General features: G+C 41.7%; 19 protein-coding genes and 1 pseudogene. 16 read left to right on the top strand and 4 right to left on the bottom strand.

Annotated elements, in window-relative coordinates:
- Nucleotides 1-118: 118 nt before the first annotated feature.
- Together ACIQXH_RS17820 and ACIQXH_RS17815 are read right to left on the bottom strand one after the other, a co-directional pair.
- Nucleotides 119-1,264 carry an endonuclease gene (locus tag ACIQXH_RS17820; protein ID WP_403125109.1) on the bottom strand — a complete coding sequence of 382 codons (1,146 nt, stop codon included), beginning with the start codon at nt 1,262-1,264 and terminating at the stop codon, nt 119-121.
- Nucleotides 1,265-1,481: 217 nt separating this feature from the next.
- The gene (locus tag ACIQXH_RS17815) at nt 1,482-1,814 is read right to left on the bottom strand and encodes a phage holin family protein (protein WP_403125106.1); all 333 of its coding nucleotides are present in this window, start codon (nt 1,812-1,814) and stop codon (nt 1,482-1,484) included.
- A gap of 528 nt (nt 1,815-2,342) precedes the next feature.
- On the opposite strand from ACIQXH_RS17815, the gene katA reads away from it, so the two are divergent.
- Both katA and purT read left to right on the top strand, forming a co-directional pair.
- A complete protein-coding gene (gene katA / locus ACIQXH_RS17810) occupies nt 2,343-3,797 on the top strand; it encodes a catalase KatA (RefSeq protein WP_403125104.1) in 1,455 nt (484 codons plus the stop codon).
- Between the two features lie 821 nt (nt 3,798-4,618).
- Nucleotides 4,619-5,776 (top strand): phosphoribosylglycinamide formyltransferase 2, encoded by a 1,158-nt coding sequence (gene purT / locus ACIQXH_RS17805; protein WP_402989901.1) that lies wholly within the window; start codon nt 4,619-4,621, stop codon nt 5,774-5,776.
- An 82-nt stretch (nt 5,777-5,858) separates the two neighbouring features.
- Here purT and ACIQXH_RS17800 read toward each other — a convergent pair whose 3' ends face one another.
- Nucleotides 5,859-7,190, bottom strand: coding sequence for a CitMHS family transporter (locus ACIQXH_RS17800; protein WP_402989898.1), 1,332 nt, complete (start codon nt 7,188-7,190; stop codon nt 5,859-5,861).
- A gap of 403 nt (nt 7,191-7,593) precedes the next feature.
- Here ACIQXH_RS17800 and ACIQXH_RS17795 point away from each other — a divergent pair, with 403 nt between their 5' ends.
- The 11 genes and pseudogenes from ACIQXH_RS17795 to ACIQXH_RS17745 all read left to right on the top strand — a co-directional run bounded on the left by ACIQXH_RS17795 (nt 7,594) and on the right by ACIQXH_RS17745 (nt 18,637).
- Nucleotides 7,594-8,451 carry a LysR family transcriptional regulator gene (locus ACIQXH_RS17795; protein ID WP_402871202.1) on the top strand — a complete coding sequence of 286 codons (858 nt, stop codon included), beginning with the start codon at nt 7,594-7,596 and terminating at the stop codon, nt 8,449-8,451.
- 158 nt (nt 8,452-8,609) lie between these two features.
- Nucleotides 8,610-10,118: an FAD-dependent tricarballylate dehydrogenase TcuA gene (gene tcuA, locus ACIQXH_RS17790; protein ID WP_402871205.1), complete on the top strand. Its 1,509-nt coding sequence runs from the start codon at nt 8,610-8,612 to the stop codon at nt 10,116-10,118.
- A gap of 96 nt (nt 10,119-10,214) precedes the next feature.
- A pseudogene (locus ACIQXH_RS17785) lies at nt 10,215-10,983 on the top strand (class I SAM-dependent methyltransferase).
- 66 nt (nt 10,984-11,049) lie between these two features.
- Nucleotides 11,050-12,177 carry an AbrB family transcriptional regulator gene (locus ACIQXH_RS17780; protein WP_402871210.1) on the top strand — a complete coding sequence of 376 codons (1,128 nt, stop codon included), beginning with the start codon at nt 11,050-11,052 and terminating at the stop codon, nt 12,175-12,177.
- A gap of 325 nt (nt 12,178-12,502) precedes the next feature.
- Nucleotides 12,503-13,879, top strand: coding sequence for an alkaline phosphatase (locus ACIQXH_RS17775; protein WP_403125103.1), 1,377 nt, complete (start codon nt 12,503-12,505; stop codon nt 13,877-13,879).
- Nucleotides 13,880-13,897: 18 nt separating this feature from the next.
- Nucleotides 13,898-14,545 carry a DUF4352 domain-containing protein gene (locus ACIQXH_RS17770; protein WP_403125101.1) on the top strand — a complete coding sequence of 216 codons (648 nt, stop codon included), beginning with the start codon at nt 13,898-13,900 and terminating at the stop codon, nt 14,543-14,545.
- Between the two features lie 107 nt (nt 14,546-14,652).
- On the top strand, nt 14,653-14,805 hold the full coding sequence (locus ACIQXH_RS17765; RefSeq protein WP_402871217.1) for a YpzG family protein: 153 nt from the start codon (nt 14,653-14,655) through the stop codon (nt 14,803-14,805).
- Between the two features lie 281 nt (nt 14,806-15,086).
- Complete coding sequence (locus tag ACIQXH_RS17760; RefSeq protein WP_402871219.1) at nt 15,087-15,461, top strand: nucleotide excision repair endonuclease; 375 nt, start codon at nt 15,087-15,089, stop codon at nt 15,459-15,461.
- A gap of 191 nt (nt 15,462-15,652) precedes the next feature.
- Nucleotides 15,653-16,900, top strand: a complete 1,248-nt coding sequence (locus ACIQXH_RS17755; RefSeq protein WP_403125098.1) for a flavin-dependent oxidoreductase — start codon at nt 15,653-15,655, stop codon at nt 16,898-16,900.
- 11 nt (nt 16,901-16,911) lie between these two features.
- Entirely contained in the window at nt 16,912-17,208 is a 297-nt protein-coding gene (locus tag ACIQXH_RS17750; protein WP_403125096.1) for a Dabb family protein, read from the top strand.
- Between the two features lie 82 nt (nt 17,209-17,290).
- Nucleotides 17,291-18,637, top strand: coding sequence for an MFS transporter (locus tag ACIQXH_RS17745; protein ID WP_403125093.1), 1,347 nt, complete (start codon nt 17,291-17,293; stop codon nt 18,635-18,637).
- A 157-nt stretch (nt 18,638-18,794) separates the two neighbouring features.
- Here the strand turns inward: ACIQXH_RS17745 and ACIQXH_RS17740 are convergent, their stop codons facing one another.
- A complete protein-coding gene (locus ACIQXH_RS17740; RefSeq protein ID WP_403125091.1) occupies nt 18,795-20,054 on the bottom strand; it encodes an amidohydrolase family protein in 1,260 nt (419 codons plus the stop codon).
- Between the two features lie 214 nt (nt 20,055-20,268).
- On the opposite strand from ACIQXH_RS17740, the gene ACIQXH_RS17735 reads away from it, so the two are divergent.
- The 3 genes from ACIQXH_RS17735 to rpsN all read left to right on the top strand — a co-directional run bounded on the left by ACIQXH_RS17735 (nt 20,269) and on the right by rpsN (nt 22,648).
- The gene (locus ACIQXH_RS17735) at nt 20,269-21,960 is read left to right on the top strand and encodes a methyl-accepting chemotaxis protein (RefSeq protein ID WP_403125089.1); all 1,692 of its coding nucleotides are present in this window, start codon (nt 20,269-20,271) and stop codon (nt 21,958-21,960) included.
- A gap of 223 nt (nt 21,961-22,183) precedes the next feature.
- Nucleotides 22,184-22,333, top strand: coding sequence for a 50S ribosomal protein L33 (gene rpmG / locus ACIQXH_RS17730; RefSeq protein WP_402871234.1), 150 nt, complete (start codon nt 22,184-22,186; stop codon nt 22,331-22,333).
- A 45-nt stretch (nt 22,334-22,378) separates the two neighbouring features.
- Complete coding sequence (rpsN, locus tag ACIQXH_RS17725; protein WP_402871237.1) at nt 22,379-22,648, top strand: 30S ribosomal protein S14; 270 nt, start codon at nt 22,379-22,381, stop codon at nt 22,646-22,648.
- Nucleotides 22,649-23,049 lie beyond the last annotated feature (401 nt).

The following is a 23,049-nucleotide window of genomic DNA, read 5'->3' as shown; positions in this document are numbered from 1 at the left end:
AGAATATATGAAGTTTGTAAGGTAATTGTTATTTAGCGAAAGTTAATTAACTAATTTTTCTTACTACTTGATGCCTGTATGAAAAAAGCTGCCCTTAGGAAATGGGCAGCCGGTTTCATTACTCCCAGATGGAAGCAGCCCATTCGGGATGATCGATGAAAGGATTTCGATTATGTTGGTAGTCGTTATAAATGATTTCATTTCGATTTCGTTCAAATGCATCGACTGGATCTTGTTCATGCCAATCAAGCAACACGTCCAGTTTCCCATGATATGGAGCTGAGCCGTTGTTGACTAGGTTATTCAATTCCAAATCGACTTCACCGTTCTCTCCTTCATAGCGCACCGCCATATAGAAGAGCATCCGCGCCACATCTCCTTTCACCTTATCCCGTGGTTCCCATGAATCGGAGTCGTAATAGTTCCCTTTGGCTTCGGAATGTTCGGATCCCCCATTATCAAAGTCGAGATTATTGCGCGTACTATTGACGGACGCATCGGTCGGCCGCAAGTGATGTAAATCGGTGCCAGCACCCATGGATGTCCCGAATCCGCCATGGGATTTTGCCCAGACATGCTCACGGTTCCAGTCATTCACGCCTGCACCATTGGTGGTCTTTGCCTGTGAACGCCCTGTATATAGAAGAATGACATGATTGGAGTTGTTTGGATCTTCATCGGTTTCTCGCAAGGCTTCCCACACATTTGCGTAGGAAATTTTCGTATGGTCATCAATGATTTCATGGAGGGCATCTTTTAGAGCACGCCCGGTTTTTCCGGTAGCCGAGTCATAATAAGATCCGGCATTCGGAGTTCCTGAGTCTGGAGTGCTCCCGTTTTTCACCATGACTGAGGGGTCCTTCAAGCCAGAATGAGAAAAGTAGGAAGTCAGTGTTCCGGTTATGGTGACTTTTTGACCTTTTAAATCAGGATTCGATTGCAATCCGAATTCAGAACGGAAGGAGGAGGGAATTTGGACAAAAAGCATATTCGATACGTTTGTTTCCGAGGAACTATCAGCAATTGCCAGCGCATAATCACTTGGATAGTTGCTGAACTCGACGCTAGTGGCTGAAGTGGGCTGGCCGATTACAAAGCCACTGACAGTACGAATGGAACTATTTTGGTTTACGAAAGCCTGAGAGACGGAGTAAGGAGAAGATGGGCTTCCATCCCCGGTTGCGGCTAAGGATGAAGCTGGAATAAGGAAAGCGAGCACGAGCATGAGGGACAGAAGAATTCTTGGTTTACGATTGGTGTACATGTCATTCCTCCATAAGTCGATTCATACCTGTTTTTAGCGTATGTATGGATAAACTTATGCAAAGGTGGTTCCATTCCCTTTTTGTTTTTCGAAAATGAGTGAATACTGCTAGTGATGATTTGCAAAAATTAGGGAAATAGCCCAGGAAATATCGAACGGTGTTATGGAAAAAGTCACGAGATAAAAAAATCGTCAGCATGTCGACTGACGAGTGTTCCTACTCTTTTTTGACGAGTAAACTTTGAGTGATGGTTAGTAAAAACGAACCGATGAGCGCGCCCCAAAAAGAATGAATGACAAAACCACTGACCACATACGACGTAATCAGAAAAGTGAAAGCGTTGATGATGAAGGAAAACAATCCGAATGTCAGGATCGTGATTGGTAAAGTGATGAGCTGTAGAATGGGTTTAACTAACATGTTCATAATCGATAAGATGAAGATAGCCAGCAAAGCTGTGCCATAAGATTTTATCGTGATGGAGTCGAGAAGCCAGTCTATGAAAAGTAATATCAGCCCATTGGCAAGAAAACGCATGATTATATTCATGGAAACCTCCTAAAACACTATATGCATTCCTTATTATACTAAAACCTCATGCAAATCAGGGGGGAATTTGCTGAATTGGCACAAAAAATCTTCTATATTTAGAGGCATCTTTCGACTGTTTGGCGAATGGGTACACGTGAAAGTAAAATTCACGGAATTTTCACTGATTAAACAGGCTGATTTCCTATAAAATGAGAGAAAGCGAAGCATCTTAATTGATAACACTTCCAATTTCACCCTCTAGTATTCTCGATTACTATTCTATTTTTCTTATAATTGATAAAAAAGCAAGAATAAAGAGAATGCGCCACCGCTGGAGTTATACCAATATATAGATAGTGAATACCTAAATAAGTGCATAATACCTCATTTCCCCTACATATTTTATACTTTACTAGCATTTAGAAAAGAAATTATGCTTATTGAATCTTATTATTATATTAAAATTATTATAAATAAGTATTGATTTTTTTCTAAGAAACTATATTATTATATGTATATTAAAACTAATGAAGAGGTGGTTCATTTATGTCGAATAAGAAAAACCTGACAACTAGCTGGGGTGCCCCGGTTGGCGATAACCAAAATTCAATTACTGCTGGATCACGTGGACCAGTGCTTATACAAGATGTTCACTTATTAGAAAAACTGGCACATTTCAATCGTGAACGTGTTCCTGAACGTGTCGTCCATGCTAAAGGCGGTGGCGCATTTGGTACTTTTACCGTTACGAATGATTTGTCCAAATATACGAAGGCCAAAGTATTCAATGGTGTAGGGAAAGAAACGGAGATGTTCATCCGTTTTTCAACGGTAGCTGGGGAACTTGGTTCTGCCGATACATTACGTGATCCGAGGGGCTTCGCGGTCAAATTCTACACAGAAGAAGGAAACTACGATATCGTTGGGAACAATACACCTGTATTTTTCATCCGTGATGCAATCAAATTCCCTGATTTCATCCACACACAAAAAAGAGATCCTAGAACACACTTGAAAAATCCGACTGCCGTATGGGATTTCTGGTCTCATTCACCAGAATCACTTCACCAAGTAACTACGCTGATGTCCGACCGTGGGATTCCAGCAACATGGCGCCATATGCATGGATTCGGAAGCCATACATTCAAGTGGGTGAATGAAGAAGGACAAGCTGTTTGGGTGAAATACCACTTTAAAACAGAGCAAGGCATCAAAAACCTTGATGTGAACCTTGCTGCTAAACTTGCAGGTGAAAACCCTGATTACCATACGGAAGATCTATTCAACGCGATTGAAAAAGGTGATTTCCCGGCTTGGAAATTATGCGTACAAATCATGCCTTTGGAAGACGCGGACACATACCGCTTTGACCCATTCGATGTGACTAAGGTCTGGTCGCAAAAAGATTATCCATTAATCGAACTTGGCCGCGTGGAATTGAACAGAAACCCTGAAAACTATTTTGCTGAAGTAGAGCAAGCAACATTCTCCCCAGGAACATTCGTACCTGGAATTGAAGCTTCTCCAGATAAAATGCTTCAAGGCCGTTTATTTGCTTATGGCGATGCCCATCGTTATCGTGTAGGTGCTAACCATAACCAACTTCCGGTTAACCGTCCGAAAGTGGAAGCAAACACATATCAACGCGATGGCTTCATGCGTGCCGATGATAATGGGAAAGGTTCCGTTTATTACGAACCAAATAGCTTTGGGGGACCAGCTGAATCAAACGAAAACAAACTTGCGCCGTTTGAAGTGTCTGGACAAGCTGATCAGGTTGCCTATAATCATCATGATCACTACACTCAAGCAGGAGATCTATATCGCCTGTTGAGCGACGAAGAAAAAACACGTCTTGTAGAAAATGTCGTGGGTGCAATGAAACCAGTGGAATTAGAAGAAATTAAACTTCGTCAAATCGGACACTTCTACAAAGCCGATCCAGAATACGGAACACGTATTGCTGAAGGTCTTGGATTAGCTGTACCGCAAGAAGTCTAAGAATAGAATCAACATCTAAACAGGCATCCATTAGTGCAATGGATGCCTGTTTTTTCGTATTAAGCGAAGGTCCTACCTAGTTGTAGATGCCGGTATACAGTTCATGTCAATCACAGCACATGCATCATCTACAGTCTCAGCTTGTGTTTTTAAATGGTCTGCTATTGGATTTTTGAAAGTCTTGACCATCCTGGATGAGATGGGGAAGGAACTAGAATGTTAGGTACAAACGAAAAAGCTCTTCTCTGATTTTTCAGTGGAAGAGCTTTTAATCTTATAAACTATTAGACTGAAACGATGAGGGCTGCTGCAAAGACAAGGGCATGTTAGACAACCCTTGTCCATGACTATGTATGGTGCATATATCTAACAAGTAACTGTTAAGAATCTTTAACAGCCCTTATCCAAGGAGTGCTAATAGTTGTGCGTTAAAAGCGTTTTCCTCCTTTTAACGCTAGTATTGGCCCCGCCTACGCCGAATACTTTGACGGCCACGCATGCCATCCAACCTACTTACATTATAATGGAAAGCGCTTACATTTTCAAAAAGTATCGTAGTACAAATTTCGACATGTATAAGATATCACTCCTCCATTCTGTAAAGAACGGTGCTGATTTCACTGAGCGTACTTGGCATTCCGTCCTCCAATCAAATGGTATCTTCCTTTGTTTATAAAGATTTATGATTAAAAAACAAAATATTTTATATGAAATCAAGAGTTTTAGAGGAAAATTAAAATAAAAAACGAACGAAATATGTTTTTATTAGTATATAGTTCGTATATAATGGTTTTGAACACATGGAGGGGGAGAAGTGGAATATGTATAGAACAAAAAAGGTTTTATTATTGGGCTCAGGAGAATTAGGCAAGGAAGTCATCCTGGAAGCTCAGCGGCTTGGTATTGATACCGTTGCAGTCGACCGGTATGAACATGCACCTGCCATGCAAGTGGCCCATCGAAGTTATGTGATTGATATGTTGGATGAGAAGCAGCTTAGGGAAGTCGTTGAAAAAGAACAACCTGATTTAATCGTGCCGGAAATTGAGGCCATCGCCACTTCCGAATTGCTTAAATTGGAGGAAGAAGGGTTCGCGGTTATCCCAACGGCAAGAGCGGCTAAATTGACGATGGACCGTGAAGGAATTAGAAGGTTGGCCTCTGAAACGCTAAAGTTACCAACGGCAGCTTATCGATTTGCCAATACATATGAAGAATTTGTTTCATCTGCTACAGAAATCGGTTTTCCTAATGTCGTGAAACCGCTAATGAGTTCTTCTGGTAAAGGGCAAAGCGTTTGTCGTTCAAAAGATGATTTGGAAGCCTGCTGGAAAATAGCGATGGAAGGTGGCCGGGTCCAAAATGGAAGAGTGATCATTGAAGAGTTCATTCGCTTTGATTCGGAAATTACGTTGCTAACTGTCCGTGCCGTTAACGGAACGATGTTTTGTGCACCAATCGGTCATGTCCAGGAGGGCGGGGACTATATAGAATCTTGGCAGCCACATGCTATGACGGAAGGACAAATCATCGAAGCAAAAAGGATTGCCAAGAAGATTACAGATGAACTTGGTGGATATGGATTATTTGGAGTAGAGTTATTCCTTTCAGGGGATAAGGTCTATTTCAGTGAAGTCTCCCCACGTCCGCATGATACAGGATTAGTAACATTGGTCACCCAAAACCTATCGGAGTTTGCCCTTCATGCCCGTGCGATTCTAGGATTCCCGATCCCTGAAATCACACTGATCACCCCAGGAGCAAGCCGTCCCTTGAAAGCACCGGTTGAGTTATCAGAATATTCTATAGTCGGGGTAGATAAAGCCTTGGCTCAACCGAATACGCAGGTGCGCGTTTTCGGAAAACCGGTCACGAAGGTTGGCAGAAGGGTTGCTGTTGCATTATCCACAGCTGATTCTGTCGAAACGGCGAGGGAAGCCGCAACCCGTGCACTGAGTTACATGAAGGTTGAAAAATAAAACACAAAAGCACTCCAGGAATGGAGTGCTTTTGCTTAAGGATTATTATTGGTAGATGGATGTAATAGTTAAAAAATGTGTATCACATGAAGGATATGGCCCCAGTCAATATCGCCAATCCAGTGAGAATCAGGGATGAAAGAATGGCCCATTTTAAAGCAAAACGTTGATGGTCACCTATATCTTTCCCAATCATGCCGACTAATAAGATGGTCGAAGCGACTAATGGACTCATTAAGTGAACGGGTTGGCCCAATATGGAAGCCCGGGCAATTTCAATAGGGGCAATCCCATACGCGGAGGCCGCTTCAGCAAGGATGGGCAAGACTCCAAAATAATAGGCGTCGTTTGATAATACAAAAGTAAAAGGCATACTGGTAAACGCTACGATTAAAGGGAAGAAGGCGCCTAAAGATTCCGGAATGATGGAAACCAAGGTGTTGGCCATTGCGTCCACCATTTTTGTTCCGGATAAAATTCCAGCAAAAACGCCAGCTGCAAAAACAAGGATGACCACGATTAGAGCGTTACCTGAGTGAGCTAGCATCCGTTCTTTTTGCTTCTCTAAGTCTGGGTAATTTATCAGCAGGGCAAGGATGAAGCCAATCAGAAACAATACGGGAGCAGGCAATAGGTTGAGTATGAGAGTAGTCATGATGGATAGGACGATCAAGAGATTTACCCACAATAACTTAGGCCTTTTTATATCGCTTTCTTCTTTAATGAGAGTGTCCTCTATAGTAGCGGCAGTCTCAGATTGAGCGATAGAATCCTCTTCTGCGTAAGGGAAAGGGATACTTCCAAGCCGTTTGCGTTCTTTTTTTCCGAGTAAAAAAGCAATGAAGGTCACCCATAAAGCTCCCCCGATCATTGTTGGTATGAGGGGAACGAAGAATTCTGAAGCATCAAGACCCAAAACAGCTATGACCCGTGTAGCGGGGCCTCCCCATGGTGTCATGCCACTCATTACACTTAAGGAGAGCATAGCGATAGTGGCCATTATCAAAGGATTCATGCCAATTCGTTTATAAAGAGGAAGCATGGCTGAAACCACGATCATATATGTGGTTGTGCCATCCCCATCTAATGCTACCATGAGGGATAGAATGGCTGTCCCTATCGCAATTTTGACAGGGTCCCGTTTAACGATCTGTAATATTTTTGCGATAAGCGGGTCGAATAACCCAGCATCAATCATCACTCCAAAAAACAATATAGCGAATAATAATAAAGCGGCTGAAGGTGCAACGAGCTTTATCCCTTCAAGCATCATGGGACCGATATCAGAAGCAAAGCCACCAATTATAGCGAAAATGATAGGTATAAGTGTTAAAGCCACAATCGGTGACATCTTTTTGGTCATAATCAAATATGTAAAGATAGTAACCATGGAAACTCCTAATATAGTTAGCAATGGACGGTTCCCCTCCTTTTGAATACGCTTACAATAAAGACTTTTCTTGATTGATTATTCAGAAAATTAATTTTAAAAATTCCTATTTGCATCACCTCAATGTTGTTATTGGTTATCTTTGTTAAATAGTAATACAGGAAAGTTAATAAGTTAAATATATATTTTTTTCGATTTGTCATTAAAAAAGTTTATAACATATGTACTTCATCACAATCTTAAGGGGAATGTCAGGGGTTCTTTTTTGGTACCTAAAGGAGGAAGTAAAGCTAAAGCATACTAAACTATTTAGGCTTGGAAGAAGTCGAAAGAGAGGAAAGGGTATTCGATAAACTCATAAATTCAATGTATACTTTCTTTAATATCTTATAAATACAAATTATAACATTAGAAAAGGCGGGTTCGAATGGATGAAAAGGATTGGATTTTCTTAAACATACTTCATGAGGAGAAAAGCATTACACGCACGGCAGAACGACTATATATATCGCAGCCAGCTTTAAGCTATCGATTAAAGAATATAGAAGCAGAGTTTGGCGTAGCTTTATTTTTCAAGACGAAGAAAGGAATCGATTTTACCTCTGAGGGCGACTATATAGTCAAGTACGCCGAGGAAATGCAAAGGAAATTGCAACAAACGAAAGACCATGTGATGAATATGAATGATGGAATCAATGGAACGTTGCGTTTAGGTGTTTCCAGTAATTTTGCAAGATATAAGTTGCCTGAAATCTTGAAAAGATTTTCGAAGCAATATCCAGATATACAATTTAATTTAAATACGGGATGGAGTACCGAAATCATGAGCCTCCTGGATTCGTCAAAGGTACATGTGGGGATCGTGCGGAACAACTATCAATGGAAGGGAGAAAAGTCCCTATTATCCCAAGAGAGGTTATATCTGATTTCGAAAAGAGAGATTACGATAGAGGAGCTGCCGAGCTTGCCGTTCATTAATTATCATACCGACAACTCATTGAAAAATTTAATCAGTGATTGGTGGCATGATCAGTTTTCGTCTCCACCTCGTATCACCATGGAAGTAGATAAGCTGGAGACATGCAAGGAAATGGTCAAAAATGAATTAGGGGTGGCAATAATCCCGGAGATGTCTCTACAGCCCAATGATTTTCTACATAAGTTATGCTTAAAAGATAAACAGGGAACACCTTTGCAACGGAACACGTGGTTAATGTACGATGCCAATTTTTTAAATCTTTCGGTAGTAAAAGCTTTTGTGGATTTCCTTGTTAAGGAAAGATAATAAAACGGGCTTAGGGATATGGAATGACTCCATCCTAAGTCTTTTTTTTGTTTGGTTATAAATATTTTTTATCGACTTAAGCTAAATTTATATATTTCATTTATTTTTTGAAGTGTATTAAGCTTAGCTCAAGTAAAAATATGTTAGGAGGAAGATATATGGTTCAATCTAATTTCGATATAATAGTAGTAGGAGCGGGAAATGCCGCTTTATGTGCAGCTATAGCAGCTAGAGAAAAAGGCGCAAGCGTACTAGTACTCGAGCGAGGACCGAAGCAAAAGAGAGGTGGAAATTCATTCTTTACGGATGGAGCCATTCGCACTGCTTATAATGGTCTGGATGATATCAGAAAAATCATTCCTTCTATCACTGACGAGGAAGCCGAGAAAATTCATGTGCCCGTTTATAGTGAAACAGAATACTATGATGATCTCATGAGGGTTACGAAAGGACAGAGTGATCCTCAATTGGCGAAGCAATTGGTTACTCAATCCTATAAAACCATTCAATGGATGCAGGGCCATGGCATTGAATTTGAACTTAATTATGAAAATCAATCTTTTGAAAAAGACGGCAAACGGATATTTTGGGGTGGTCTTCCGTTAAAAACCAATGATAAAGGTGTAGGGCTGATTAGAAAACTGAATGAACGTGTGATAGAACTTGGCATAGAGGTTTGGTACGAGACGCGCGCTACCGAGCTGAAGCTCGAGAATAATCAGATCAAGTCAATCGTTGTACAGCAAGAAGGCAAGGAGCTAACGATCAATACGACAAGCATCGTTTTAGCGTGTGGAGGATTTGAAGCAGATAAAAAGCTACGGAGCGAATTTATCGGTGAGGAATGGAATGCGGCTATTGTGAGAGGAACGGAATATAATACTGGAGACGGGTTAACTATGGCTTTGGCGGTAGGAGCACAGAAATATGGGCAATGGTCCGGCTGCCATTCAATTGGGACGGATTATAATGCTCCAAAAGTCGGTGATTTTACGAAACCAGGAGACATCTTCAAAAAACATTCTTATCCTTTAAGCATCATGCTAAATAAAGATGGAAACAGGTTTGTCGATGAGGGTGCGGATTTCCGAAACTATACATATGCCAAGTATGGAAGGGAAATCTTGAAACAGCCTGATCATGTAGCCTATCAGATTTATGATTCTCAGGTGCGACCGTATCTGCGTAAAGAGTATGATCTTGAAGAGGCTACCATTTATCAGGCGGATACGCTCGAAGAACTTGCTAATTTGCTGCCGGTTAATCAAGCACAATTCTTGAAAACGATTGAGGAGTATAACCATTCTGTACAAGAAGGAAATTATAATCCTACGGAAAAAGACGGTAAAGGAACGGATGGAATTACCCCACCAAAATCAAATTGGGCACTTCGCATTGAACAAGGTCCATTTTATGCTTTCCCGGTAACATGTGGAATCACTTTTTCGTTTGGTGGAATACATGTCAACACGGTAGGCGAGGTATTGAATGAAGAGGAAGCACCTATTGCGGGATTGTTCGCTGCGGGTGAAATGGTCGGAGGGATCTTCTACGAAAACTATCCAGGCGGATCTGGGTTAATGTCAGGTTCTGTATATGGTAAACTTGCAGGAACATCTGCCGCTTCGTATGCCTTGGAAAACCGAAGAGACACGGTTACTCAGTAAAGAATAATGGATGAAGATAAGGAAGCCGACTTTTTCTATATTAGAAAATTCGGTTTTCTTTATTTGGAAAGGAAGCGAGAAGAAGGAGGTTTTAAGATGGGGGAAAAAGATCAAGTTCTTTCCCAATTTGGAAAAAACGCTGCCAACTATGTGACGAGCAAAACGCATGCGAGTGGAGAAGATCTGGATTTACTTATAAAGATCGTGGAAAAGAACAGAAAGGATAATTTTGGATATCGCAACGGGAGGCGGTCATGTGGTCAAAGCTTTAGCTCCACTATTTAAACAAGTGACCGCTCTTGACTTGACCCCTGAAATGTTAGAGAAAGCAGAGAAATTCATCACCTCAAATGGCATTGGAAATGTATCGTTTGTTCAAGGAGATGCCGAGCAGCTCCCTTTTTCCGATCAATCATTTGGGACGGTTACATGTCGGATTGCACCCCACCATTTCCCGAACATAAATCGATTTGTAATGGAGTCAAACCGGGTCTTAGAAAGAAATGGCCTTTTCCTCCTAATAGATAACGTTGCAGCCGAAAAGGATGAATACGATCACTTTTATAACTATATAGAAAAGAAAAGGGACCCTAGCCATTACAGGGCCTATAAAAAAACTGAATGGATTTCACTTATTGAAAACACAGGCTTTATTATTGAAAGTTTTACGACATTCAAAAAAAAGTTCGAATTTAAGAAGTGGTGTGAAATGATGCAGCTTCCTGAAAAGGATCAAAATGAATTGATGGCCTATATGATTGCGGCTGAAAAGGAAACAACCGATTTTCTTTCAATCGAGGTTGTTGAAAACCAAGTTCTCTCTTTCCAAGGGCAGGCGATGTTATTAGTGGCAAGGAAAGAGTGAACAGGTATGTTCGTTTCTTTGAGATTTGTACGAAAAGATGAAAAATAAAAGTGGGAAGGTCATCGAATGGAGCGATTAGTAGATACAATGAAAGGCATTTGGCTAGTGATACTATGCGGCCTAGGAGGGGCTTTTCTGGCGTCAACGGGATTATCCATCGGATGGATGATCGGATCCCTGTTGATGTCCGCCCTGCTTTCTTTTTGGAAGCCAGCTTTCTTGAAGTTACCTGATAGTCAATCGAATAGCATGCAAATTTGGTTAAGAACAGGACAATGCCTGCTCGGCATTGAATTGGGCTTACAACTCAACCTTTCCGTGTTGAGAATATTCATGGAAAATAGCATCACGATCATCATCGTCTTGGCTTTATCGTTGTTGTTTTCTTTAGGCTCCGGTTTTCTTTTGTACAAGTTATGTAAAATGGATATGCTGACGAGTTTCTTTTCTACGGCACCGGGAGGTCTTTCAGCTATGCCAGGAATGGCTCAGGAAGCAGGGGCCAATACCGGAGTTGTGACGATCATACAAACCATCCGGATTTTTTTGGTTGTCATGATTGTACCTTTCTTTGTACTTGGGGCTAATCCATTAGCCTCAACTCCGGCTCGTTTTTTCGGTGGGGTGGAAAGTTTTAATGAAGTTGAAATAGGATGGACGCTTGTGCTGGCTCTCGCTGCCTGGGGTGGTTTCCATGTCGGGAAAATCCTCAAGTTACCTGCGCCGTGGCTAGTAGGCAGTATGTTGACGGTTGCATTTTTTCAAGCTTCCGGTTCACTCATTGCGGGGGTGGATTTGATTGCCTGGTGGCCAGATAGCATCATGATTGTTTCACAAATTATGATTGGGGCAAGTGTGGGATCCAAGTTCAATAGGGGAATGTTCGTAGGAATGAAAAAAATTCTGGTCGTCTCTTCATTAAGTACCGTTGCTTTTATATTCATGATGATCCTTTGTGCATATATCGATTCCAGAATGACTGGAATGTCCTTTATGACTACTTCATTGGCCTTTGCGCCTGGAGGAGTTGCGGAAATGACCGCCACTTCAGTAGCCCTCGAATCCGACCCGATGTTTGTCGTTGCTGTTCAGGTACTTAGGGTGTTGATGGTGTATGTGACTTTGCCGCCATTATTTAAATTACTGAATCAACGAGCGATGCAAAAAAATGGACATCCCGATTTATCAGCATAGTGTTTACGCTATCAATAATTATGTTTTGACTGATGACGCCCGGCCCCAGGGGAAGGCAAAGAATAATCCAGCATGGGCTGCCTCTTCTGGGGCGGTCTTTTTTTAGTGTGTGCTTTCTTTCATGAACTGGAAGACTTCTTTTGAAGTGGCGGAATTGTCTTTGTTGTAGCAGTCCCTGAACCTATTCATTCCCCACCTATTTTTCTTTTCTTTACTATTCATTTACATAAAACCCCCATATATTTACACTCCCTTCACAGTAGGTTCATCTTCATGCGGTATATTTTAACTGAATCATCCATTAAATCAGTAGGAGGTCGTTTTCTTGAAACGTTCATTCAGTAAAAAGATTTTGCCTGTTGCCATCATTTCCACACTAGCTCTTGGAAGTCTTACATGGTCGGTCACAAACAACGATGTCCTGGCAAAAGGAAAGCCTAAGAAAGAACCGGAGATTAGAAACGTCATTTTCATGATAGGGGATGGAATGGGTGTCTCTTATACATCCGCCTACCGGTATTTAAAAGATAGACCTTCTACGACGGTGGCTGAAAGGACGGCATTCGATCCATACTTGGTGGGTCAGCAGATGACATACCCAGAAGATCCGACACAAAATATCACGGATTCCGCTTCTGCAGCAACCGCGATGTCAGCCGGGGTGAAAACGTATAACGCAGCAATCGCAGTCGATAACGATAAGACAGAAGTGAAAACGGTATTGGAAGCGGCCAAGGAAAGCGGGAAATCAACCGGTCTTGTCGCCACATCGGAAATTACCCACGCCACCCCAGCATCATTCGGTGCCCATGACGAAAACCGGAAAAACATGAATGGAATTGCTGATGATTATTACCGGGACCTAATAGAGGGTCAACATAAAATCGATGTCCTCTTGGGGGGAGGCCAATCGAATTTTGTCCGGCCGGATGTCGATTTGACAAAAGCGTTCAAAAAAGATGGATATAGTTATGTTACCGATAAAAAGCAGCTCTTAAAGGATAAAAATAAACAGGTGCTTGGGTTGTTCGCTTCAGGAGGTTTGCCTAAAATGATTGACCGCACCAATGAAACGCCTTCATTGGAAGAGATGACGGACTCGGCGATTCAACGCCTGAATAAAGATAAAGATGGATTCTTCTTGATGGTGGAAGGAAGTCAAATTGATTGGGCTGGCCATGATAACGACATTGTCGGGGCGATGAGTGAAATGGAGGATTTTGAAAAAGCCTACAAGGCAGCCATAGAGTTCGCGAAAAAAGATAAACATACCTTAGTTGTCGCTACGGCTGACCATTCCACGGGAGGGTTCTCAATCGGAGCGAAGGGAGTCTATAATTGGTCCGGTGAGCCGATTAAGGCTGCCAAACGGACACCTGACTTCATGGCGGATGCCATCGTAAAGGGTGAGGATGTTGAAAAAACCTTGAAAAGGTATATTGATCAAAAGAAAGTGAAGCTTACGAACGAGGAAATCCAATCCGTCAAGGATGCCACAACAAGTAAACATGTTACGACGATTGATAATGCAATCGAAGCCATTTTTGATAACAGGTCCAATACGGCTTGGACTACCGGGGGACATACGGGGGAAGATGTGCCCGTCTATGCATTCGGGCCCTACAAGGACCGTTTTGCCGGACAGGTCGATAACACGGATCATGCCACGATCATTTTCGACTTATTAAATAAAGGAAAATAAAACGCTGGGAGGGATTCGGTGAACAAACTACTTTTTGGTGCCTTTTTATTAACCACATTTGGTGCACTTAATACGCAGCCAGCTTTTGATGAAAAACCAAACGTAATAGAAAAGACAGAGGAAATGGAAGAACCATTGGTGAAGAAGGATGTCTATGTTCCTAACCCCCAGTTACCGGATGATCGTGATTTGAAACAAGTCGGCCAACAGGTTTCCGATTCACGAGGCGAATTGACAGTAAAAGAATATAAGCCGATAAATGAAACCGTGAAGGTCGGGCCAATCACGGTAGAAATGAAGGATATCAAGGTGATGCATGTGGTTCCGGATTATAGCAAGATTGACTTCTTTCATGGTTACACCCATGAACACGCATTCGATATCGTGAAAATGAATGTGAAAGTCCATAATCCTACCAATGCGGACGCCAAGATTTCCCCGGTCGCTTTTCTTGAGACGGACGGGGGAGAACACTTGACTTGGAAAGATGATATTTACCTGGAGAATTTGAATGGGGATATAAAAGCGAAGGGCTCAAAGCAAGGGAATATCGGGTTCATCCTCAAAAAGGAAGATGTGAGGAGGATTTCGGTTCTGACCAGTGATGCCGTAAATGGTGAAGGGAAAGTGCTTTCGAAAGGGAAAAAGGTAGAATTTTCTTTTTAAGAAGTAATGTATGTTTACTCGTCCCCAATCCATACTAAAACTGTGATAGGAACCTCCTATTGCTTTGAAAAGAAATATCCCAATCTTTTACGATGAGGTGATACAACATGAGTTATAAAGATCAATTAGATCCACATTCTCAAAAGTTTCACCATAATTGGACAAGACCTAAGCGTTCGAAGTCTCAAGTAAATGGCCATACGGAAGTATCGCAAACGAACATTATACTAAGAAGCAATGCGAAGGCCCACAGGTGGTAATGGATATTTCTGATCATGGAGAAGGAGACTCGTAACGGGTCTTCTTCTTTTCCTTCCTTAAAAAAATACAAGGGTGTCCATTGCCTTTTACTGAACCGCTATGTTCATGCCATGGCTTTTCCGCCAAAATTATGATACCATCTACTTTTAAGGACATGGTAGAGCAAGTGTTGGAAAGAGCTTGAACAAGCCCATTATATTCCACTAGAACATAGTGTGATTTATCAATATGACTATTTCCAGCACTCACATACATATACAAATAGAGGACGTGACTTTTGATGATTAATATTAAAATCCCAGCAGCGGATATCAGCATTAAACAAAGAAAACAAGTGATTGAGGGCGATGAAGCCATCATCCCGGAAATCTTCGGATTCATTGATTTCCATTTGATTCCCCGTGATAAGGGCGGCATCATCATGTTTTATAATGAGAAGGACGAGTTGATCTTTGTCGGAAAGGCACGTAAATTAAGACAAAGAGTCAAAAAGCATTTCGAGGATAATGTTTCACCGATTAAAGAACATCGTAATGAAGTGAAAAAAATTGAGGTTATCATCGTAGAAGATGCGATGGAACGTGAAATCTATGAAACGTACATCATCAATACACTTCATGCTAAATACAACATTGATAAAGTATTTTATAAATAATAGGAGAGCTGATTGCATGCGCAATCAGCTTTTTTATGCGTAGAAGCAGATTTACAGGTAAGACTTCCTTATGATCCTATGAAATTTTATTGCATAATCCCAGAATTTATATTGCTAAACTGGAGTTTTGTGACATAATTAGAATAATTAAAATATTTGAATAACTTATCAGGTCATTTGGAGGGGTTTCTGTGTCAAAAGTGAATACGGCAATTATTGCTGGTGGGGGCATCGGCGGGCTTGTTACTGCCCTTAAACTTCACCGCGTTGGTGTATCAGTGCAAGTTTTTGAAAGTGTACAAACGATAAAAGCATTGGGAGTGGGCATCAATCTTCTTCCACATGCTGTACGGGTCCTTACGGAGCTTGGATTAGGGGAAGAACTTCAGAAGATTGGACTGCCTACGGCCGAGTTGAGTTTTTTCAATAAATACGGTCAACAAATTTGGCAGGAACCGAGGGGGTTGAATGCAGGATATCGGTGGCCACAATATTCCATCCATCGTGGAAGTCTGCTGATGCTGCTACTAAAAGCGGTCAAGGAAGAGTTGGGGGAAGAATCGGTCATAACCGGTCACCATCTATCTTCATTCCAACTGTTCGATGATTGCGTGGAAGCTCAATTTGTGAATAAAAAAACAGGGGAAAATCTAGGGGCATATAAAGCAGACATCATGATTGCAGCAGATGGCATCCATTCCACAGTTCGAAAATTCTATTATCCGAATGAAGGTGACCCTAAATTCAGCGGCCGGATTTTATGGCGTGGCATCACAGAATCGTCATCTTTTTTAACCGAGAAGACAATGATCATGGCTGGCTATCAAGACCAGAAATTCGTTGCTTATCCTGTCGATCCTTTGGCAGAGAGTGGTCGTTCGCTTATGAACTGGATTGCGGAGTTGACGATTGAAGGGGATGCGCCTTCCCGAAGTGATTGGAATCGGAAAGTAGAGAAGGAAGTCTTTGCCCAAGCTTTCGCCGATTGGGATTTTGGATGGTTGAATGTACCTAAATTAATAGAGGAAACGGAGTCCGTTTTCGAATTCCCAATGGTCGATCGCGATCCTCTTCCACGCTGGTCCTTTGGCAGAATCACGTTGCTTGGTGATGCCGCACATCCGATGTACCCAATTGGTTCCAATGGAGCTTCCCAGGCGATACTGGATGCGGATGCGTTAGGGGAAGCCATTTTAAGTGGAGTACATGCAGAAGCGGCTTTATGTGCTTATGAAGAATCACGTCTTGAGAAGACGGCGGCCATCGTGCTGGCCAATCGTCAGAATGGACCGGAAGAGGTCATGCAGATTGTCGAGGACCGGGCTCCAGAGGGATTCGATCATTTACATGATGTCATATCACAACAGGAACTAGAGGATATTGCCAATAAATATAAACAAATTGCCGGTTTTGACCGTCATGTTTTAAATAGCAGATAAGGGTGAGCAGAATGGTTGAACATATTGTTTTGGTTAAGTTAAGTGATGATGTAACAGGTGATCAAGTGGATGAATTGATTTCTAGGACTTTGGCTCTAAAAGATGTTATACCAGGTTTACTGGATATCCAGCAAGGAAGGAATTTTGCGGGGCGCAGTCAAGGGTACGAGATAGGCATGACTGCCAGATTTGAGGACAGGACGACATTTGAAGCATACTTGCCGCATCCATCCCATCAAGCGATTCTTGCCTATTTAGAAGAGATTGGACTTGAAGATTTAATTGTGGTCGACTTTGATACTAATTGATTAAAGGTGCGTGTCATACGCATCTGTCTGTTCTTTTGCTTTTGTGCTTCAACGTACTAAATAAAAGGAAGAAGGTGTAGGATTGAGGACAGTCCATGCTGGTGAAACGATAGATAAAAGTCGTTTTAACCTGTTTCATTTACTATTAATTTTTTGGGGTTTTTTCATTATCCTGGTCGACGGTTATGATGTGGTCATCTATGGTTCTATCGTTCCTTCATTGATTGAGGAGTGGTCCATATCATCGGTGACAGCGGGAGCAATCGGCAGTTATACGGTAATGGGTACGGTTGTCGGAGCGGTCTTTTTTGGCTACTTGGCCGATACGGTCGGACGTAAGAAAATCATCTTATTTTGTACGGCTCTCTTCAGTCTTTTTACTGCTTTATCCGGGGTGGCTGGTGGACCAGTCTTGTTCACCGTTTTTCGTGTCATTTCAGGAATCGGACTGGGAGGCGTGATGCCGAACGTGATTGCCCTGACAACGGAGTACGCACCGAAAAAGATTCGGAGTGCGATGATTTCCTTTGTATTCTGTGGGTATTCGGTCGGAGCGATTGCAGCCGCCCTAGCCAGCCGTGCCATACTCCCGGAATTTGGATGGAGGCCGATTTTCTGGATTGCGGGTTTGCCGCTATTGATCCTACCCTTTATAGCTAAAGCGATTCCAGAGTCGGCGGTCTTCCTATTGGAAAAAGGGAAAAACGAGGAAGTAAAGCAGATTCTTAAGAAAGTCAATCCAGAGTTAAGTTTGAATGGGGAGACAAGACTCGAAAGAACGGAAGCACCTGAACAAGGTTCAACCATTGTGAAATTATTTGAGAAAAAACGAGGGTTCAGTACAATCATGTTTTGGATTTCCTGTTTCAGCTGCTTTGTCCTGATATACTCGATGAACACGTGGCTGCCGAAATTGATGATCCAGGCAGGGTATAGTTTAAGTTCTAGTTTGCTATTTGTTGCGATGATGAATGTCGGTGCGATCGTCGGAACGATTGCGTTCGGTCCGCTTACGGATAAACTAGGTTTCAAAAAAGTCATGATTCCCCTGTATGTATGTGGAGCCATTGCCCTTGCAAGCATCGGTCTTACACAAAATGCGGTGCTTGCCTATATATTGATTGGTTTCATCGGTGCATCGTCGGTCGGGGTGCAGAATATAAGCAACGCGATGGTATCACAATATTACCCACCTTCCATGCGCTCCAGTGGCGTGGGGGCATCGATGGCGTTCGGTCGCCTAGGTGGGATTTTTGCACCAACTTTTGTAGGCATCCTCTTAACGATGAACCTGCCAGCTCAAATGAACTTTTCCTTGATTGCAATCGCTGCGGTAGTAGGAGCGATCGCCATTGCTTTCGTTCAGGAAAAACATGCACATTATAGCATGGCCGGAGAAGGTCAACCCGAGGAGAAGCGGGCCGTTTAAATCATGAGACAAGGGGCTGTCTAATAAGTCCTTATTCCATTGAATTTCGCAAAAACAAAGAGGCAGAAATGTTGTTAAATCAACGTTTCTGCCTTTTACTATTTATTCAATTACGGGGTAATTACACCTTTTGGGACAGCCCCTGAGCCATTGAAACCTATTCAAGAACCTGATGATAGACTTTCGTCAGGATCTTTTTATATGCCCGGTTCATTTCTTCCTCATCCACGTGTGTAAGGGTGCGATTGAACATGATCCATTCCCCGTTGACCATTACATGATGAATGGATGGTTCGCTCGTTTCAAGTAAAAGATTATGCACGGTCGTGGAAAACTCGTCTGTATCGACCTCTGGAATAAGGGGGTTCTTTTTTATGAAGACAAGATCTGCATGAAATCCATCCTTGATTCTTCCACTCATGTTCTGATGATAGGCGGACGCGCCATTTTGCGTTGCCATTTGCCAGATGTTCTCCGCTGTGAACGGATGTGTCGGGGACATCGTTTTGAGTAGATAATAGGCGATTTTCATATTTTCCCATAAATCGGTACTGGCATAATCAGATCCCATGCAAACATTCACCCCTTTTTCAAGCATGCTGGATACGGGGGCTATACCTGCTCCAGTGCTTAGGTTCGAGACGGGACAATGGACGACAGAGGAACCTGCCTCAGCTAGTAAATCGATATCTATTTCATTCAAGTGAACGCCATGGAAAAAAATCGTCTTGTTATCGAGTAGCCCTTGCTCTTTATATAACTCGATGGATGACTTTCCGTATTGAGAATAAATCAGGTCCCTTCTCCATTGGTTTTCCATCCCATGCGTGGTATAGAGGGAATCAAAGTCCTTTTTACTAGAAACACAGAGAGCAAGGGTTTCATCCGTGATATCCTCTTCTTCTAGCAAATGCGTACCAAAGTTGACCTGCCCACTTTGCAGATCGTGATATTCCGGAATCTTCTCATAGGTATCGACAAAACCTTTCATTCCAATGCGGTTGATGGTTTCGGCAATCGCATCCGGCCAATTACTTGGCTCTGATTCACTGACGAACGTGATTCCTTTCTTCACCATATCTGCGTAAGCCTTCATACAAATCGTTTCATATTCCCTTCTGGTCAGTGCATCGATTTTCTCAAAATATCCGGATTGAAGGTGTCCTTGTTTGCTGTCATTACACCACTCTTCAATTTTCATATCCCTTTGAAGTCCTTGGGCAGTTAATGAATAACCATGAAAATGAGCATTGTATAATCCGGGTATTAGTATATATCCTTCACAATCCATTTCTTCGACAGAAGCATTCCCTTCAGAGAGAGAAGGATTTGTGACGATTTTCCCTTCATGTATTAACAGATTTCCCCTTGAAATGGCATACTCTTCATTCAAGTATGTTGTGTTTTTTAATAACATGCATTCCCCTGCCCTCTTAAATGATAGTGTTTAACAAATAATATTTATTTTACCACCATGCTCCATTTAATTTTTCCTTTTCTTAACCGATAAAAGAAAAGGAAACTATTACTCCTTGGGAACATATTTACCGTCCACTTTAATTGTGGGCTTTTTATATGAAAAGGGATAGATAAGCGTGACCATTACAAAAGAAATAGAGGGGTAAAAAAGAATGAAATTATCCATAAAGAATAAGTTACTACTAAGCTTTTTTCTTGTCTCCATCATTTTTGGAGTTTCAGCTTTCATTTCTTATCACAGTATGAAAGATATGAACAAGAAGTATGATTATATTCTTGATAATATCTCTGAGGTTCAATCAATCACTCAAAGTATCCAGACGGATGCAGCACGTCAGGTAACGTATTTAAGAGGATATCTATTATATGAAACACCTGATATGAAAGAGAAGATGTATGAATCGAATGAAAACATCAATGAATTAATAAAAGAAGCGAGAGATTTGTCGCACTCAGATAAAATGACCAAAGAGCTCGATGGAATCAAAGCATCAAATGACGAATGGATTGAGGAGAGTCGTAAATCTGTAGAAGCGGTACGAGCCGATCCTGAAAAAGCCAAGGCCCTAGCCCGGGATAATGTGGTTCCCATCAGTACCAAAATGGTTGAGCAAACGAATTCATTCTATACATGGATCAAAGACGACATCATGGTGCAAAAGGTGAAAGAGGTTCAGGATAAATCAAAGTCGGCAACTAAGAAGATTATCATTCTAAGCCTGATAGCTTTCGTGCTTGCAATGGCTGATGGATTATTGATTTCAAGCGTTATTTCCAAACCAATCGAGAAGTTGAGTAAAATGGCTAACCGGGTCGCTGAAGGAGATTTGAATATAGAAAAAATCGAGGTAAGAACCCGCGATGAGGTTTATGTGTTAAATCAATCTTTTGAAAAGATGACCCAAAATCTGCATCAGACGATTACGGCCATCTCCTCCAATACGAATAAAGTTACATCATCGGCTGAGCAATTAAGTGTCAGTTCTGAACAATCGAAATTGGCAGCAGAAACAATCGCTCTTTCGATACAGGAAATCTCCGGGGCTTCTGAAAGTTCAACAAGGCAACTGGAAATTAGTCTCGGTTCACTGAATGAAGTGAGCCAGGGTGTGGAACGGATTACCGAAAGTACGGCTAGCATGTCAGAGCTTTCAAAAGAAACCGAGAAACAGGCAGAAGAGGGCAGCCACTATGTCGAGGAGAACTTGAAGCAAATGAGATTCATCCATGAATCGGTTAACCAATCGAATCAGGTTATCGATTCTTTATCGGAACGTTCTAATCAAATCGGGAATATTATCGATGTAATCACGGGCATTGCCGGACAGACGAATCTATTGGCATTAAATGCAGCAATCGAAGCCGCAAGGGCGGGCGAACATGGTAAGGGATTCGCAGTGGTGGCCGATGAAGTGAAGAAACTGGCTGAACAATCCCAGAACTCTACTAAATTGATCACGGATTTAATCATGGGGATGCAAGACGACACAAGGAATTCTGTTACGATCATGAAAGACGTGATGGATAATGCGGAACAGGGCGTGAAGGTTTCAGTGGAAACATCGAATAAATTCGCCCAGATCCTTCAAAGTACGAGAGACATTACTCCGAAAATCGAAGAAATCACGGCTTCCATTCAACAAATTTCAGTCAGTGTAGATGAAGTATCGGAAACGTCGAATAAATTAACGGCACACGCACAGGAAAATGCGGCCAATTCAGAAGAAGTGGCGGCTTCAACGGAAGAACAACTGGCATCGATGGAAGAAATCAATTCATCCGTGCATTCATTGACCTCTATGGCAGATGAGCTAAAGCAAGTGGTTCGTAAATTCCAGATTTAAAGATGTATTTTTAGAAAAAAGCAGGCTTCCTGACATGGTCGGGAAGCCTGCTTTTTCTTTATGTAGATAGTTGATGTTGAGTAGGGAACCAAGGGGAAATCGAAAAAGCTTACGAAAAAACTTGCAAATAGTAATCATTACGTTTTATTATATAAAGGTAAACATCATAAACCGTAATCATGACGATTAAGGATATTTATAAAACATTTAGGAGGGAACAAACATGAGAGTAAACATTACCTTGGCATGTACAGAGACGGGAGATCGGAATTATATAACGACGAAAAATAAGCGAAACCATCCTGATCGAATCGAATTGAAAAAGTACTGCCCGCGCTTAAAGAAACACACACTTCACCGTGAAACAAAGTAATCCGGGTACAATATAATCATTTTTATAGAAGGGGAGATAACTAAGGTGGCAAAAAAGTCAAAGATAGCAAAGGCAAAAAAACAGCTGGAAACAGTAGAGAAGTATGCAGAGGTTCGACAGGAACTTAAAGTGAAAGGAGATTATGCAGCATTGGCCAAGCTCCCAAGGGATGCTTCGCCAACACGTATTCACAATCGGTGTGGAGTTACGGGAAGACCACGTGGATATATGCGGAAATTCAACATGTCTAGGATCGTTTTCCGTGACCTTGCACATATCGGGCAAATCGCGGGCATCAAAAAGGCAAGCTGGTAATTTAAGATAGAATGAAAAAGGTGATCACTGGGTATTTACACCCGGAATCACCTTCTTCTAGCATTTGATACTCTCCTATTCAAAACCCCGATAATTCTGTTGAAGTTCCTTTCTTAACGTGAAAATCTCTTGGTTGATTCAAGTAGGTTTCATCATTTCTATTTTCCTAGTACATACTTAATTAGTTATTCATCTTTATCTACGACCGTAATAAAATCTGCCCTCAATACTTGAAAGTGGACGTATGATTTAGGGTTAAAATCCAAAACCTTTATCATTCTTCGAAAATTTTACCAGGTTAATCAAAAAAGGTAAAAAGTTTAATGAGATATATGTACTAGATTAAGAGAATGTCATTATTGTATTCCATTTTCATCCGATACTTCATATAATTGAAGAAT

The organism is Peribacillus sp. NPDC097225 (genome assembly GCF_044761955.1).
GTDB lineage: Bacteria > Bacillota > Bacilli > Bacillales > DSM-1321 > Peribacillus.
Note: the sequence above shows the minus strand (reverse complement) of the source record. Positions and strands in the feature narration are given on the sequence as shown.

Excerpts from the sequence above, each read along its gene's own strand:
- ACIQXH_RS17820 (WP_403125109.1), bottom strand. The coding sequence starts at position 1,264 with ATGTACACCAATCGTAAACCAAGAATTCTTCTGTCCCTCATGCTCGTG.
- ACIQXH_RS17815 (WP_403125106.1), bottom strand. The coding sequence starts at position 1,814 with ATGAATATAATCATGCGTTTTCTTGCCAATGGGCTGATATTACTTTTC.
- katA (WP_403125104.1), top strand. The coding sequence starts at position 2,343 with ATGTCGAATAAGAAAAACCTGACAACTAGCTGGGGTGCCCCGGTTGGC.
- purT (WP_402989901.1), top strand. The coding sequence starts at position 4,619 with ATGTATAGAACAAAAAAGGTTTTATTATTGGGCTCAGGAGAATTAGGC.
- ACIQXH_RS17795 (WP_402871202.1), top strand. The coding sequence starts at position 7,594 with ATGGATGAAAAGGATTGGATTTTCTTAAACATACTTCATGAGGAGAAA.
- tcuA (WP_402871205.1), top strand. The coding sequence starts at position 8,610 with ATGGTTCAATCTAATTTCGATATAATAGTAGTAGGAGCGGGAAATGCC.
- ACIQXH_RS17780 (WP_402871210.1), top strand. The coding sequence starts at position 11,050 with ATGGAGCGATTAGTAGATACAATGAAAGGCATTTGGCTAGTGATACTA.
- ACIQXH_RS17765 (WP_402871217.1), top strand. The coding sequence starts at position 14,653 with ATGAGTTATAAAGATCAATTAGATCCACATTCTCAAAAGTTTCACCAT.
- ACIQXH_RS17760 (WP_402871219.1), top strand. The coding sequence starts at position 15,087 with ATGATTAATATTAAAATCCCAGCAGCGGATATCAGCATTAAACAAAGA.
- ACIQXH_RS17750 (WP_403125096.1), top strand. The coding sequence starts at position 16,912 with ATGGTTGAACATATTGTTTTGGTTAAGTTAAGTGATGATGTAACAGGT.
- ACIQXH_RS17740 (WP_403125091.1), bottom strand. The coding sequence starts at position 20,054 with ATGTTATTAAAAAACACAACATACTTGAATGAAGAGTATGCCATTTCA.
- ACIQXH_RS17735 (WP_403125089.1), top strand. The coding sequence starts at position 20,269 with ATGAAATTATCCATAAAGAATAAGTTACTACTAAGCTTTTTTCTTGTC.
- rpmG (WP_402871234.1), top strand. The coding sequence starts at position 22,184 with ATGAGAGTAAACATTACCTTGGCATGTACAGAGACGGGAGATCGGAAT.